The following is a 13,408-nucleotide window of genomic DNA, read 5'->3' as shown; positions in this document are numbered from 1 at the left end:
TCCAATTGCGGTTGGCAGGCTCCCCTCCGGCTCCGGTTTTTTTATTTCCCCGAATCCGTGTTAGAGTTTTTCTCGCTGCTTCGGAGGAAAGAGAAGCGCCGAGAGGCGCAGAACGAAGGCTCCGAACACCACCTGCGCGGGTGGCGGAATGGCAGACGCGCTAGCTTGAGGTGCTAGTCCTCGAAAGGGGGTGGGGGTTCAAGTCCCCCTCCGCGCACAATTGCAAGGCCTGGAATTATGATAATTCCAGGCCTTGTTTGTTTAACTCCGAATTTGCCTTTTCGTGCAATTTGCGGCGTTCATCACATTTATTAAATTGCATTACCGGCAATTCACCCACGGCAGTGAACCTGACACTCAACCGGCTCCACGATGGACGACGACGGCGGTCCCCCACGTGGGTGGCCGCCGTCGTCGTGGCCGTTCCTGAACCTTGAACCCTGAACCCCGAAACCGGCGCCCTACAGAGCCGTCACGGATCCGCTGAAGTGCCTCCTGCCGCTCCGCGGGTTCCAGGCGACGTAGTCCGATCGCTCCCACGACCCCGACGCGGAGTGGATGGTGCCGATCTCCAGGGCCACCCGCGCCGGGAGGAACACCGGTGCCTCGAAAATCACGTCCCATCGGAACGCTTCCGACTTCACCGAGCCCACGTCGGCCAAGGCCCGGGATGCAAGGTACATGCCGTGCGCGATTGACCGCGGCAGGCCAAGCGCCTTGGCCGAGAGGAGGCTCAAGTGGATCGGATTGAAGTCGCCGGATACGGCCGCGTACAGGCGGCCGGTATCCACGCCGAGTTGCCAGACGGCCGTTGGTGCGGGCGCCGTGAAGTCAGCCGGAGCGGGGGCCGTGGCGGCCTTGTCGACTCCCGGGAGGAAGACCCCTTTGGCCAAATACGTCGACACGCCCCGCCAGAGCAGGGCCCCGTCGTCGCTCGATCGAACTTCGGCGACGACGTCCAGCTGGGTTCCCGCCCTGTGGCCGCGCATGTCCTCGGCCCAGGACCGGACGTCGAGCGGCTCACTGAACTGAACTGCCCGGAACTGCCCCACATGGTTCTTCAAATGGATCATCCCCAACAGCGGAAGCGGGAAGTCGTCCCGGTTCAGCACGCTCATGGCAACCGGGAACGCGAGGGCATGGATGAAGCCGGCCGGCAGTGCGTCACTCGCAGTCTCGCCGATCAGGTGCTGGTAAGCCGTGAGGTTCGCGACGTCGGCCCGCACTCCCCGCACCTCATGGCTCCCGTGGGGCAGCGCAGAGGCAGCCTGGAACCCCAGCACCCTCCGCCGTGCCGCCGTCGCCGCCGCATTCACGTACAGCTTCGAGAGGGACGGCAGCTCCCCCAGGATGAGCGGTTGTTCCGTCGTCATGCACCCACCAGGTTCTGTCCGCAGACCCTGAGCACTTCTCCTGTGATTCCAGCAGCCGCGTCCGATGCCAGGAAAGCAATTGCCTCTGCCACGTCCCCGGGAAGGCCGCCCTGCTGCAGCGAATTCAGCCTGCGGGCCACTTCGCGGGTGGCGAAGGGGATCCGTGCGGTCATGTCGGTCTCGATGAAGCCGGGCGCGACGGCGTTGATGGAGCCGCCGCGTTCTGCCAACAAGGGCGCCGTGGCCCTGACCATGCCGATCACTCCCCCTTTCGAAGCAGCGTAGTTGGTCTGCCCGCGATTGCCGGCGATACCACTAGTGGAGGCCACCGACACGATCCGTGGGGTTTTGTTGAGCTGGTCCGAGCCAAGGAGTGCCTCGTTGATTCTCAACTGCGAGGCGATGTTCACGCCGATGACGGAATTCCAGCGGCCCTCATCCATGTTGGCCAGAAGCTTGTCCCGGGTAATGCCGGCATTGTGGATGACGATGTCGAGGCCGCCATGGCGTTCCACGGCGTGGTCGATGATCCGCTTCCCGGCGTCCTCGGACGTGATGTCCAATTGCAGGGCAGTGCCGTGCACCTCGTTCGCGACGGCGGCGAGGTGGTCCCCCGCAGCGGGAATATCCACCACCACCAGCCGGGCGCCGTCCCGGTGCAGGGTCCGCGCGATCGCCGCGCCGATTCCACGGGCCGCTCCCGTGACGACGGCTACCTTCCCGGCCAAGGGCTTGTCGGCGTCGGCGGGAAGCTGGCCGGCGCCTGAGGTGACAGTCAGGAACTGGCCGTCCACGAACGCGGCCCTGCCGGACAGGAAGAAGCGCAGCGCACCCAGAGTGCTGGGGCTTGTGGTGCCCGCACCGTCCCCGAGGAGAACGCCGTTGGCCGTGGCACCTGCCCGGAGTTCCTTGGCCAGCGAACGCAGCAGGCCGTCGACGCCTTGACGACCGGCGGCAACAGCCGGGTTGGCTGCAGAGGCGGAAGTTCGGGAGATCGTGACGACCCGTGCGCCGGGGGCCAGGTCGCGGAGCGATGGGGCCGCAGTGAGAACGGGGCCGGCAAGCTCCTCCGGGTGCTCGACGGCGTCAAGCACCAGGATGATCGCCCCCAGCTTTTCCTTGGGCAAGGCGGAACGCCGAACGTCCAGGCCCCAGCCCACGAGGGCGGCAGCCAACTCGTCGGAGCCGGCGGTTCGGCCGTTGCCGCTTCCGAGCACAAGGACCGGCCCCGGAACCAGCGGTTCTCCCGCTTTGTACCTCCGAAGCACAGCAGGTTGGGGCAGGCCGAGCTTTTTGGCCAGGTCCTTGCCGATCCCGTGGCTGACAAACTGTGTGTATTTGTCCGTCATGCCGGTTACCGCCCTTCCGGAGCGGAGTAGGCCTCAAGGATCGCGACGACGCCCTGCCCTCCGGCTGCGCAGATGGAGATGAGTCCGCGCGCGGGACGGCCGTCCACCGGGCCGTTGTCGTGGAGCATCTTCGCCAGCGAGGCGACGATCCGTCCGCCGGTGGCGGCAAACGGATGTCCGGCGGCGAGGGACGAGCCGTTGACGTTGAGCTTGGCGCGGTCGATCTTGCCGAAGGCACCATCCAGCCCCAGCCGGGTACGGCCGAACTCCTCGTCTTCCCACGCAGCGAGCGTACTCAGGACGGTGCCCGCAAAGGCTTCGTGGATTTCGAAGAAGTCGATGTCTTCGAAGGAGAGGCCGTTGCGTGCGAGGAGTCGCGGTACCGCAAAGGCCGGCGCCATGAGGAGCCCGTCTTTCCCATGGACGAAATCGACGGCGGCCGCCTCGCCGTCGACGACGACGGCCAGCTTGGGCAGGCCCCGGGCGTCCGCCCATTCCTCAGTGCCGAGGAGAACCGTGGAGGCGCCGTCCGTGAGCGGGGTGGAGTTGCCGGCCGTCATGGTGGCCTCAGCTCCAAGGCTCTTTCCGAAGACGGGTTTGAGGGTGGCCAACTTCTCCATGGACGTATCGGGCCGGAGGTTCGAATCACGGCTGAGCCCACGGTACGGAGTCACGAGGTCATCGAAGAAGCCACGTTCGTAGGCTGCGGCGAGGTTGTGGTGGCTATTGAACGCAATCTCGTCCTGGGCTTCCCGGCTGATCTTCCATTGGGCCGTGGTGAGCGCCTGGTGCTCTCCCATGGAGAGGCCGGTCCGCGGTTCCCCGGTGTTCGGAGCATCCGGGGCGAGGTCCTTGGGACGCAGCCGCGAGAGGACCTTGAGCCGCTCGGGCAGGGACTTGGCGCGATTGAGGTCAAGGAGGACTTCGCGGAGGCCCTCGCTCACGGCAATAGGGGCATCCGAGGCAGAGTCGACGCCGCCGGCGATGGCCGAGTCGATTTGGCCCAGCTTGATCTTGTTGGCGAGGCCCAGGACGGTCTCAAGGCCGGTGGCGCACGCCTGTTGGAGATCGTAGGCAGGCGTCTCGGCGGAAAGGGCCGAGCCAAGCACCGCTTCGCGTGTCAGGTTGAAGTCGCGGGAGTGCTTCAGGACAGCTCCCGCGGCGACCTCGCCGATCCGCTCCTCTTGAAGGCCGAAGCGCGCGATCAGCCCGTCCAGTGCTGCCGTCAGCATGTCCTGGTTCGATGATTTGGTGTAGGCGCCGCCGGTCCGGGCAAAGGGGATCCTGTTCCCGCCAACCACCACGGCCCTGCGGAATGTGCCCTGGGTTACGGGGGATTCATGTGGTGCGCTCGCGGAATGTGCTGCTGCAGGCATGCGGTTCTCCTTATGATCACATCGGGTTACTGATACCCAGCGTACCTGATACGCTGAGTATCGTGAACATCCCCAGCCCAGGACTTCCTGCCGAGCGCGACGCCGGGACCACGCCGCCTGCGGACGGCGAGGCTCCCGCCGTCGACGGCCGTGCCGCCCGCTGGCAGGTCCACCGCGAAGAACGCCGGCGCGACCTCATCAAGGCCGCCCGCAAGGCTGTCCATACGCTGGGCAGCGAAGCGTCCATGGAGGACATCGCCACCGCGGCCAGTACTTCGAAGTCTGTGTATTACCGCTATTTCGGGGACAAAGCCGGCTTGCAACAGGCAATGGGCGAAGTAGTGCTGGGCCAAATGCAACGGCGGATGAAGGAAGCGGCAGAAAGCGCGCAGACTCCACGCGAAGGCTTGTTCGCGATGGTCTCCGCATACCTTCAGATGGCGGAGTCCAGCCCCGCCGTCTACGCGTTCATCACGCGGCTCTCGCAAGGGGAACCCTCGGCGCAAGACGCCATCGCCGCCTCGGGAGCCCTTGGCCACTTCTTCGAGTCGATCAGTGCCATGATCGCCCGGCCCATGCGGGAACACCTGGGGGCGGACAAGGAAGCACTGATCGACTACTGGCCCACCGCTGCCATCGGGCTGGTCCGCAACGCCGGCGAGAGGTGGCTCGGCAGTCCCGCCTCCCCCGCAAAGCCCGACCAGGAAACCATGGCGGCCCAAATCACCGATTGGCTGTGCGTGGGTATCGCCCCGGAACTCAAGATCAACTCCTCTGAATATCAGCAATGACTCCACGTTGTTCGGAACCAAAGAAGGAATCACCATGACTGAAGTAGTGGACCGCACCTCCTCCAGCAACCGGGCGGCCGCGGGAACGGCTGCAACCACACAGCCTGCCGCACCCGCCCCTGCGGTGGACGTAGCGGCTCTTGGCGAACTGCTGCTCGGCAAGTGGGCCCACATCCGGCACACGGCGCGCGACCTCGCCGGCCGCCCCGAGGTACACAAGATCGAAGGCTTGACGCATACGGAGCACCGCAGGCGTGTTTTCGGACAGCTCAAGTACCTCGTGGACAACAACGCCGTGCACCGGGCTTTCCCCGCCAGCTTGGGCGGCTCGGATGACCACGGCGGCAACATCGCCGGCTTCGAGGAACTCGTCACTGCCGATCCATCACTGCAGATCAAGGCGGGCGTCCAGTGGGGTCTCTTCGGTTCAGCGGTGATGCACCTCGGCACGGAGGAGCACCAGAACAAATGGCTGCCCGGAATCATGAGCCTGGAAATCCCCGGCTGCTTCGCCATGACCGAAACCGGACACGGCTCCGATGTTGCGAGCATCGCCACCACGGCCACGTATGACGAGGCCACCCAGGAGTTCGTCATCAACACTCCGTTCCGTGCCGCATGGAAGGACTACATCGGCAACGCAGCCGAGGACGGCCTGGCCGCCGTCGTGTTCGCCCAACTGGTGACCCGCAACGTGAACCATGGCGTCCACGCGTTCTATGTCGAGCTGAGGGACCCGGACACCAAAGAATTCCTGCCCGGGATCGGCGGCGAAGACGACGGCATCAAGGGCGGGCTCAACGGCATCGACAACGGCCGCCTGCACTTCACCGAGGTCCGTGTCCCCCGCGCCAACCTGCTCAACCGCTACGGCAACGTCTCCCCCGAAGGCGAGTACACCTCGCCGATCGCCAGCCCGGGACGGCGCTTCTTCACGATGCTCGGCACTTTGGTGCAGGGCCGTGTCTCCCTCGACGGCGCCGCAGTCGCCGCAAGCAAGGTGGCCTTGACGACCGCCATCCGCTACGCCGCCGAACGGCGCCAGTTCAACGCCTCCTCTCCCACGGACGAGGAAGTCCTGCTGGACTACCAACGGCATCAGCGCCGCTTGTTCACCCGGCTTGCCACCACCTTTGCCGCGAGCTTCGCGCACGAGCAGCTGCTCGAAAAATTCGACGACGTCTTCTCCGGCCGGCACGACACCGACGCCGACCGCCAGGACCTCGAGACCCTCGCCGCGGCCCTCAAGCCCATGAGCACCTGGCACGCCCTCGACACGCTGCAAGAGTGCCGCGAGGCCTGCGGCGGCGCTGGATTCCTCATCGAAAACCGTTTCGCCTCGCTCCGTGCGGACCTGGACGTGTACGCCACGTTCGAGGGTGACAACACCGTGCTTCTCCAGCTCGTCGCCAAGCGCCTGCTGGCCGACTACGCCAAGGAGTTCCGCAACGTCGACTTTGGCGTGCTGGCCCGCTTCGTTGCGGCCCAGGCGGCGGACGTCGCCATCAACCGCACAGGCCTGCGGCAAGTGGCGCAATTCGTGGCAGACACGGGATCAGTGCAGAAAGCTGCCTTGGCCCTGAGGGACGAAGAAGGCCAACGCACGCTGCTGACGGACCGGGTGCAGTCCATGGTGGCTGAGGTGGGCTCTGCGCTCAAGGGCGCAAACAAGCTTCCGCAGCATCAGGGCGCCGCACTGTTCAACCAGCATCAGGACGATTTGATTGAAGCCGCCCAGGCCCACGCCGAGCTCCTGCAATGGGAAGCGTTCACGGAAGCTCTCAGCAAGGTCGGTGATCCGGGCACCTTGAAGGTGCTGACATGGCTCCGTGACCTGTTTGGCCTCTCGCTCATCGAAAAGCACTTGTCCTGGTACCTCATGAACGGCCGCCTTTCCATGCAGCGCGGACGCACGGTGGGGGCCTACATCAACAGGCTGCTCATCAAGATCCGTCCCCACGCCCTGGACCTGGTCGATTCCTTCGGCTACGGTCCGGAGCACTTACGGGCGTCCATCGCCTCGGGCGCCGAGAAGGAACGCCAGGGCGAAGCCCGCGGCCACTTCCGGGCGCAACGGGCAAGCGGCGCGGCCCCCGCCGAGGAGAAGACCCTCCTCGCCTTGAAGGGGAGGAACTCCAGCTAGCATCCTGCCGTAACAGGCCGGTGAACAATTGCCGAATCCTTTAACGACGACGGCGCCGCATTCCTCCTGAGGGGTGCGGCGCCGTCGTGGTTCTTTCCCAACTGACTCGCAGTTGTTGTCGTTATGAGGCGTCAAAACGACACTTACTGCGAGTCAGTTGGGCTCGTTGGTTGGTGGGTCAGGAGGCGAGGACCGAGCGATAGACCTCAAGGGTTGTTTCGGTGATCGACTCCCAGGAAAAGTGTTCCTCCGCCCGGACGCGGCCCGCGGCACCCATGACCTTGGCCCGCGCGGGATCGGACACAACCTCGTTGAGGGCGGCGGCGAAATCCGCGACGAACTTTTCGGGATCCAGCGGGGTGCCGGTACCGTCCGTGACCTGCTCCAGTTCCACCAGCAGTCCTGTTTCACCGTGTTGAACCACTTCGGGGATGCCGCCAGTGGCGCTTGCCACCACGGCTGCGCCACACGCCATGGCCTCGAGATTGACGATGCCGAGGGGCTCGTAGATCGACGGGCAAGCGAAGGCCGTGGCATGGCTGAGGACCTGGATGAGCTCATGCCTCGGAAGCATGCGTTCGATGACCAGGACACCTTGGCGTTTGCTCTGCAGGTCCTCGATGAGCCGGGCCGTTTCCGCTGCGAGTTCCGGGGTATCCGCCGCTCCCAGGCACAGCACAAGCTGCACATCTTCCGGCAAGCTGGCCGCAGCCTTCAGGAGGTAGGGGACGCCCTTCTGGCGGGTGTTCCGCCCGACGAAGACCACACTGGGCTTGGCGGGGTCGATGCCGAGGGCGCGAATGGCGTCTTCGCCTTCGTCCGGCTGCCACATGTCGACGTCGATGCCGTTGTGGACCACCCGGACCTTGGCGGGATCCACGTTCGGATAGCTGCGCAGGATGTCCTTCCGCATGCCGTCCGAGACGGCGATGATAGCCGCGGCGGCCTCATAGGCGGTCTTTTCAACCCATGAGGACAACGCGTAGCCACCACCCAGCTGCTCCGCTTTCCATGGCCGCAACGGTTCGAGGCTGTGGGCGCTGAGCACATGGGGTATCCCATGCAACAGCGACGCCAGGTGGCCGGCCATGTTGGCGTACCAGGTATGGGAATGGACCAGGTCCGCTCCGGCGATGTCCGGCACAATCCGCAAATCCACCCCGAGGGTCTGGACAGCGGCATTGGCCGCCCCCAGATCATCCGGTGTGGAATACGACGTCACGGTTGCCCCGTGGAAGTCCGCATCACGGGGCGCGCCAAAGGCCCGCACCTGCAGATCCACGTGCTTCGCCAAGACGCGGCTGAGCTCGGCAACATGCACACCGGCCCCGCCATAGATTTCGGGTGGAAACTCTTTAGTCACAATGTCTACGCGCACGCTACCTAACGTAGTCCTTCCGGAGTATGTGTTCTAGTGTGAAAGGGTCCGGCAACCCGGGCTTTTTTCGGGGGCTACAAAGACGTACAGGGAGAGCAAACACCATGGCGTTGAAGAAAGTATTGTCAATTGTGTTGGCTGGCGGCGAAGGAAACCGCCTCATGCCATTGACGGCAGACAGGGCCAAACCTGCGGTGCCGTTTGCGGGGGGGTATCGATTGATCGATTTCGCTCTCTCGAATCTGGTCAATTCCGGGTACCTCCAGATCGTGGTGTTGACCCAGTACAAGTCGCACAGTCTTGACCGCCACATTTCCGAGACCTGGCGGATGTCCACCCAGCTGGGCAGATATGTGGCCTCGGTTCCCGCCCAGCAGCGCGTGGGCAAGAGCTGGTTCCTCGGCAGCGCGAATGCCATTTACCAGTCCCTGAACCTGATTCACGACGCCAACCCCGACATTGTTGTCGTTGTCGGAGCGGACCACGTCTACCGCATGGACTTCCAGCAGATGGTCCAACAGCATGTGGCCAGCGGAGCCAAGGCCACAGTTGCGGCCGTCCGCCAGCCACTGAACATGGCCAACCAGTTCGGCGTGATCGAGGTCGACAAGAACGATCCCCAGAAGATTTCGGCGTTTGTGGAGAAGCCCGCTGAAACGGAAGGCCTCGCCGCCGATCCCACACAGTTCCTCGCCTCCATGGGCAACTATGTCTTTGACGCCGACGCCCTGGTGGAAGCGCTTCGCATCGATGCCGAGCGCCTCGACACCAAGCACGACATGGGCGGTGACATCATCCCTTACTTCGTGTCCCAGGGTGAGGCCGGGGTCTACGACTTCACGCTCAATGACATTCCCGGTTCCACCGAACGCGACCGCACCTATTGGCGCGACGTTGGAACGATCGATTCGTTCTATGACGCCCACATGGACCTGATTTCGCCGGTCCCCGTGTTCAACCTGTACAACTCGGAATGGCCCATCTACACGCGGCAGAGCATTTCACCGCCGGCCAAGTTTGTCCGGGGTGACAACAACACGGTCGGCACCGCTTTGGATTCCATCGTTGCCAGTGGCTCTGTGATCTCCGGAGGAATCGTGGAAGGGTCCGTGCTCTCCAACGATGTCTACGTGGGACCGGCCACCAGGGTCCAGGACTCGGTGCTGATGGACAAGGTGCGCATCGGTGCAGGTGCCGTAATCAAACGAGCCATCATCGACAAAAACGTGAAAGTCCCTGCCGGGGCTACCATCGGCTTGGATCCCGACCTCGACCGGGCCCGCGGCTTCAAGGTCACCGAATCCGGAATCACCGTACTCGCCAAGGACCAGGTGGTGCCGGAGCCGGATGCTTCCGAGCTATCCCTTGCGGCCGAATACCGGCGCTCAGTGCCGGAGGCGATCAAGGCGGCGACGGAGAAGTTCCCCGACATCAGGGACTCCGCGGAGCAGGTCACGAAAATCCAGGCTTCCTCGGTAGAGGTCTGACCCGAAACCCCTGAACCAGTGCAGCTCCCCGCCTCCCGGGCGACAGCAGGCCTCCAGCCTCTGCCGCCCGGGAGGCTTTGCTGTGTCCGACCCTGTAAAATTGACCCAATGAGCCCCGCCGATTTGACGCCTGAAGAGATCCAGGCCTGCCTCAAGGTCTTGAACACCATCCACGCCTATGACGAGGAGCACCCGGACTACGTCGCCATCCGTCGCGCCACGGGAAAGATGTTCAAGGCCGTCAAGCGCCATCGCCGGGTCACCAAACGGGACGAGATCGCGGAAGCCGACCGCGCTGTCATCGCACTGACGGCGACTGCAGCCCCTGACAGGATCGACGACGAGACCCGCGGCAACAAGCTGGCCACCTCTGCCACGGGCGAAATCGCCGGTCACCTCATCCGTTCCAGGCCCTGCTACATCTGTAAGCAGCACTACACGCAAGTAGACGCGTTCTACCACCAGTTGTGCCCGGAATGCGCGGCCTTCAGCCACAGTAAGCGCGATGCCCGCACCGACCTCAGCGGACGCCGAGCCCTCCTGACGGGTGGGCGAGCCAAGATCGGCATGTACATCGCCCTCCGCTTGCTCCGCGACGGCGCACACACCACCATCACCACTCGCTTCCCCAAGGACGCGGCACGCCGCTTTGCCGCCATGGAGGACAGCGCGGACTGGTTGCACCGGCTCAGGATTGTGGGCATCGACCTCCGCGACCCCTCACAGGTCATGGCCCTCACCGACTCCCTCAACGAAGCCGGCCCCCTCGACATCATCATCAACAACGCCGCCCAAACAGTCCGGCGTTCGGGGAATGCGTACAAACCGTTGGTGGATGCCGAGGACGAACCGCTCCCGGAGGCCCTGCAGGCAGCCAACGGCGGCCCGGAGCTCGTCACGTTCGGACATGCCCACGACAAGCACCCCCTGGCCATCACCCAAAGCGTCACCGATCATCCTGTCCTGGCGGGTGATGCGATTACCTCGCTCGCTTTGTCCACCGGCTCCGCGTCCTTGGCGCGGATCGCGACGGGCACCGCGATCGACGCCGGCGGCCTGGTTCCCGACCTCGCGGCCATCAACAGCTGGACCCAAGTGGTGGACGAAGTTGATCCGCTGGAGATGCTCGAAGTTCAACTCTGCAACGTCACGGCGCCGTTCCTCCTGGTCAGCCGGCTTCGCGGGGCGATGAAGCGGTCAACCGCCCACAGGAAGTACATCGTGAATGTCTCGGCCATGGAGGGGCAGTTCTCCCGCGCCTACAAAGGCCCCGGGCACCCGCATACCAACATGGCAAAGGCCGCGTTGAACATGATGACCCGGACGAGCGCACAAGAGATGCTGGACAATGACGGGATCCTGATGACCGCCGTCGACACCGGATGGATCACTGACGAACGCCCGCATTACACCAAAGTCAGGCTCATGGAGGAAGGCTTCCACGCACCGCTCGACCTGGTGGATGGGGCGGCGCGTGTCTACGATCCCATCGTCATGGGCGAAAACGGCGAGGACCAGTACGGCGTCTTCCTCAAGGACTACAAGCCCTCCCCCTGGTAAATCCAGGCGGAGGGCCGCGGGCCCGTTAGGTGAGTCGCGTGATCTCGACGGTCACGGTGAGGCCCGAGCCGCCGCCGCCGGACAGGATGCCCTTCAGGGGAGGAACATCCCGGTAGTCCCGGCCCCGCGCCACGGTGACGTGGAGATCTCCGGCAGGTTTGTGGTTGGTGGGATCCCAGCTGCGCCATTCGCCGTCCCACCATTCCAGCCAGGCGTGGGATTGGCCTGCGACCGTTTCACCGATTTCGGCCGTGGGCCGCGGATGGATGTAACCGGACACGTACCGGGCCGGAATTCCGCAGCTGCGAAGCGAACCGATGGCCAAGTGGGCCAGGTCCTGGCAGACTCCTTGACGCTGGTTCCAGGCTTCCTCGGCGTTGGTCGTGACGCCCGTAGTGCCTTTCACATAGCTCATTTCGCCGCGCATCCATTCGAAAATGGCCATGGCAGTCTCGTGCGGGTTCTTGCCGGCGACGACGGCGGGAATGATGCCGAGGACTTCCTCACCCGGACCGCTGAGCTGCGACTGCGGCAACCAGTCGCTGAACTGGTCCCGGATCTCGTCGGAAGCCATCACCTCCCAGCCGACAATCTCTTCGTCCAGGGCCACCCGTTCTACCCGGTGGACCTCAACGGTGGTGGTGGCCACCACTTCGAGGCGTTCGTGCGGCATCTGCATATCGAAGGCGGTCACGCGGGTGCCCCAATAGTCACGGTAGGTGCTCACGGCAGCTTGCGACGGCGTGATCTTCAGCGAGGATTCAAGGACCACCTGTTGCGGATCGGTCAACGGCGTCATGCGTGCCTCGTTATACGACAGTGTCACGCGGCGGTTGTATTTGTAGGCCGTCTTGTGGACGATGCTCAGCCGGGTCATGAAACTTCTCCCACCCAGGCCAGTTCATCCGCCTGATTGAAGTACTTACGGGAAATCGCGTCGGAGGCCTGCGTGACGGCCTTCTGTACCCGGTCCATATGCTCGGGCAGCTCGGACATGAGATCGTCCGTGCGATGGAACTCAAGGAAGGTACGGGCCTGGCCGACGATCCGGCGGGCGTCATTGATGAAGCCCACCCGCTGCGCGGAAGGATCCAACTTGGCGAGGCACTCGTCAGCGTCACGCAGGGCGAAAACAATGGAGCGCGGGAACAAACGGTCCAGGAGCAGGAACTCGGCAGCGTGCTGGTCTCCGAAGGCCGCACGGCGGGTCCGGAGGAATGACTCGTAGGCGCCGGCGCACCGCAACATGTTCACCCAGGACATTCCGGCGGAGAGGACATCCCGGGTGGACAGCATCCGCGCGGTCATGTCGGCACGTTCAAGCGAGCGGCCGAGGACCAGGAAAAGCCAGCTTTCGTCGTGGCTCACCGTGGTGTCCGCGAGGCCCCTGACCATGGCGGTGCGTTCAAGCACCCAGTTGCAGAAACGGTACGTACCCACGACGTCCTTTCGGTGCTGGTTCAGCCCGTAGTACGTCGTGTTGAGGCTCTCCCACAATGACGAGGACACGGTCTCGCGCGCCCGCCGCGCATTCTCACGCGCAGCCCCCAAGGAGCCGGCAATGGACGTGGCGCTCGTCTTGTCGTAGGCGAGGGCGTGGAGCAGCTCCGGCAAGCCGAATTCCTCACTCTGCGGCCTCGCTCCCATGACAGCCAGGAGTTCCCTTGCCACGCTGCGTTGCTCCTCGAGCGGCAAGTGGTTCAGGCGTTCGAGATGGACGTCCAGGATCCTGGCCGTTCCATCGGCCCGCTCCACGTAACGGCCGATCCAGAAAAGCGATTCAGCAATACGGCTCAGCATGGGGCTGTGCCTCCTTCGGGTCCTGCGTTGTGACGATTAATGAATCCTGCTCCGGCACCACAGCGTGACGCATCACTGCTGCTGGTCCGATTGGCGGTCCCGCCAGTTGCTTTCGACGGGCCAGACCGAGACCTGTTCGCGGACCGTGATG

At 64.2% G+C, this 13,408-nt stretch carries 10 protein-coding genes and 1 tRNA gene; 5 read left to right on the top strand and 6 right to left on the bottom strand.

Going from position 1 to position 13,408, the window contains the following annotated elements; genetic code table 11:
- Window positions 1-134 precede the first annotated feature (134 nt).
- Window positions 135-217, top strand: a tRNA-Leu gene (locus QRN59_RS08945).
- A gap of 244 nt (window positions 218-461) precedes the next feature.
- On the opposite strand, the gene QRN59_RS08940 is transcribed toward QRN59_RS08945, so the two are convergent.
- From QRN59_RS08940 to QRN59_RS08930, 3 genes are read right to left on the bottom strand one after another with little or no spacing between them, the layout of a single operon-like run.
- Window positions 462-1,373, bottom strand: a complete 912-nt coding sequence (locus tag QRN59_RS08940) for a MaoC family dehydratase (protein WP_284982170.1) — start codon at window positions 1,371-1,373, stop codon at window positions 462-464.
- The gene (locus QRN59_RS08935) at window positions 1,370-2,722 is read right to left on the bottom strand and encodes a 3-oxoacyl-ACP reductase (protein ID WP_284982169.1); all 1,353 of its coding nucleotides are present in this window, start codon (window positions 2,720-2,722) and stop codon (window positions 1,370-1,372) included. The genes QRN59_RS08940 and QRN59_RS08935 overlap by 4 nt, the downstream gene beginning before the upstream one ends.
- A gap of 5 nt (window positions 2,723-2,727) precedes the next feature.
- Window positions 2,728-4,098 carry an acetyl-CoA C-acetyltransferase gene (locus tag QRN59_RS08930; RefSeq protein WP_284982168.1) on the bottom strand — a complete coding sequence of 457 codons (1,371 nt, stop codon included), beginning with the start codon at window positions 4,096-4,098 and terminating at the stop codon, window positions 2,728-2,730.
- Between the two features lie 68 nt (window positions 4,099-4,166).
- Here QRN59_RS08930 and QRN59_RS08925 point away from each other — a divergent pair, with 68 nt between their 5' ends.
- Window positions 4,167-4,889 carry a TetR/AcrR family transcriptional regulator gene (locus QRN59_RS08925; protein WP_284982488.1) on the top strand — a complete coding sequence of 241 codons (723 nt, stop codon included), beginning with the start codon at window positions 4,167-4,169 and terminating at the stop codon, window positions 4,887-4,889.
- 34 nt (window positions 4,890-4,923) lie between these two features.
- Window positions 4,924-7,032 carry an acyl-CoA dehydrogenase family protein gene (locus QRN59_RS08920; RefSeq protein ID WP_284982167.1) on the top strand — a complete coding sequence of 703 codons (2,109 nt, stop codon included), beginning with the start codon at window positions 4,924-4,926 and terminating at the stop codon, window positions 7,030-7,032.
- 178 nt (window positions 7,033-7,210) lie between these two features.
- Here QRN59_RS08920 and glgA read toward each other — a convergent pair whose 3' ends face one another.
- The gene (gene glgA / locus QRN59_RS08915) at window positions 7,211-8,410 is read right to left on the bottom strand and encodes a glycogen synthase (protein ID WP_284982166.1); all 1,200 of its coding nucleotides are present in this window, start codon (window positions 8,408-8,410) and stop codon (window positions 7,211-7,213) included.
- Between the two features lie 104 nt (window positions 8,411-8,514).
- On the opposite strand from glgA, the gene glgC reads away from it, so the two are divergent.
- Window positions 8,515-9,897, top strand: a complete 1,383-nt coding sequence (glgC, locus tag QRN59_RS08910) for a glucose-1-phosphate adenylyltransferase (protein ID WP_284982165.1) — start codon at window positions 8,515-8,517, stop codon at window positions 9,895-9,897.
- A gap of 108 nt (window positions 9,898-10,005) precedes the next feature.
- Window positions 10,006-11,457 (top strand): SDR family oxidoreductase, encoded by a 1,452-nt coding sequence (locus QRN59_RS08905; protein ID WP_284982164.1) that lies wholly within the window; start codon window positions 10,006-10,008, stop codon window positions 11,455-11,457.
- A 25-nt stretch (window positions 11,458-11,482) separates the two neighbouring features.
- Here the strand turns inward: QRN59_RS08905 and QRN59_RS08900 are convergent, their stop codons facing one another.
- Both QRN59_RS08900 and QRN59_RS08895 read right to left on the bottom strand, forming a co-directional pair.
- Entirely contained in the window at window positions 11,483-12,334 is an 852-nt protein-coding gene (locus QRN59_RS08900) for a transglutaminase family protein (protein ID WP_284982163.1), read from the bottom strand.
- A complete protein-coding gene (locus QRN59_RS08895; RefSeq protein ID WP_078108851.1) occupies window positions 12,331-13,257 on the bottom strand; it encodes an alpha-E domain-containing protein in 927 nt (308 codons plus the stop codon). Before QRN59_RS08895 ends, QRN59_RS08900 begins: the two co-directional genes overlap by 4 nt.
- Window positions 13,258-13,408: the final 151 nt, after the last annotated feature.

It is taken from the genome of Arthrobacter sp. efr-133-TYG-118 (assembly GCF_030209755.1).
GTDB lineage: Bacteria > Actinomycetota > Actinomycetes > Actinomycetales > Micrococcaceae > Arthrobacter.
This window is presented reverse-complemented; position numbering and strand designations above follow the sequence as displayed.

What these genes read in the sequence shown, in the direction of transcription:
- QRN59_RS08905 (WP_284982164.1), top strand. Translation starts at nt 10,006, where the DNA reads ATGAGCCCCGCCGATTTGACGCCTGAAGAGATCCAGGCCTGCCTCAAG.
- QRN59_RS08940 (WP_284982170.1), bottom strand. Translation starts at nt 1,373, where the DNA reads ATGACGACGGAACAACCGCTCATCCTGGGGGAGCTGCCGTCCCTCTCG.
- glgC (WP_284982165.1), top strand. Translation starts at nt 8,515, where the DNA reads ATGGCGTTGAAGAAAGTATTGTCAATTGTGTTGGCTGGCGGCGAAGGA.
- QRN59_RS08920 (WP_284982167.1), top strand. Translation starts at nt 4,924, where the DNA reads ATGACTGAAGTAGTGGACCGCACCTCCTCCAGCAACCGGGCGGCCGCG.
- QRN59_RS08895 (WP_078108851.1), bottom strand. Translation starts at nt 13,257, where the DNA reads ATGCTGAGCCGTATTGCTGAATCGCTTTTCTGGATCGGCCGTTACGTG.
- QRN59_RS08935 (WP_284982169.1), bottom strand. Translation starts at nt 2,722, where the DNA reads ATGACGGACAAATACACACAGTTTGTCAGCCACGGGATCGGCAAGGAC.
- QRN59_RS08930 (WP_284982168.1), bottom strand. Translation starts at nt 4,098, where the DNA reads ATGCCTGCAGCAGCACATTCCGCGAGCGCACCACATGAATCCCCCGTA.
- QRN59_RS08900 (WP_284982163.1), bottom strand. Translation starts at nt 12,334, where the DNA reads ATGACCCGGCTGAGCATCGTCCACAAGACGGCCTACAAATACAACCGC.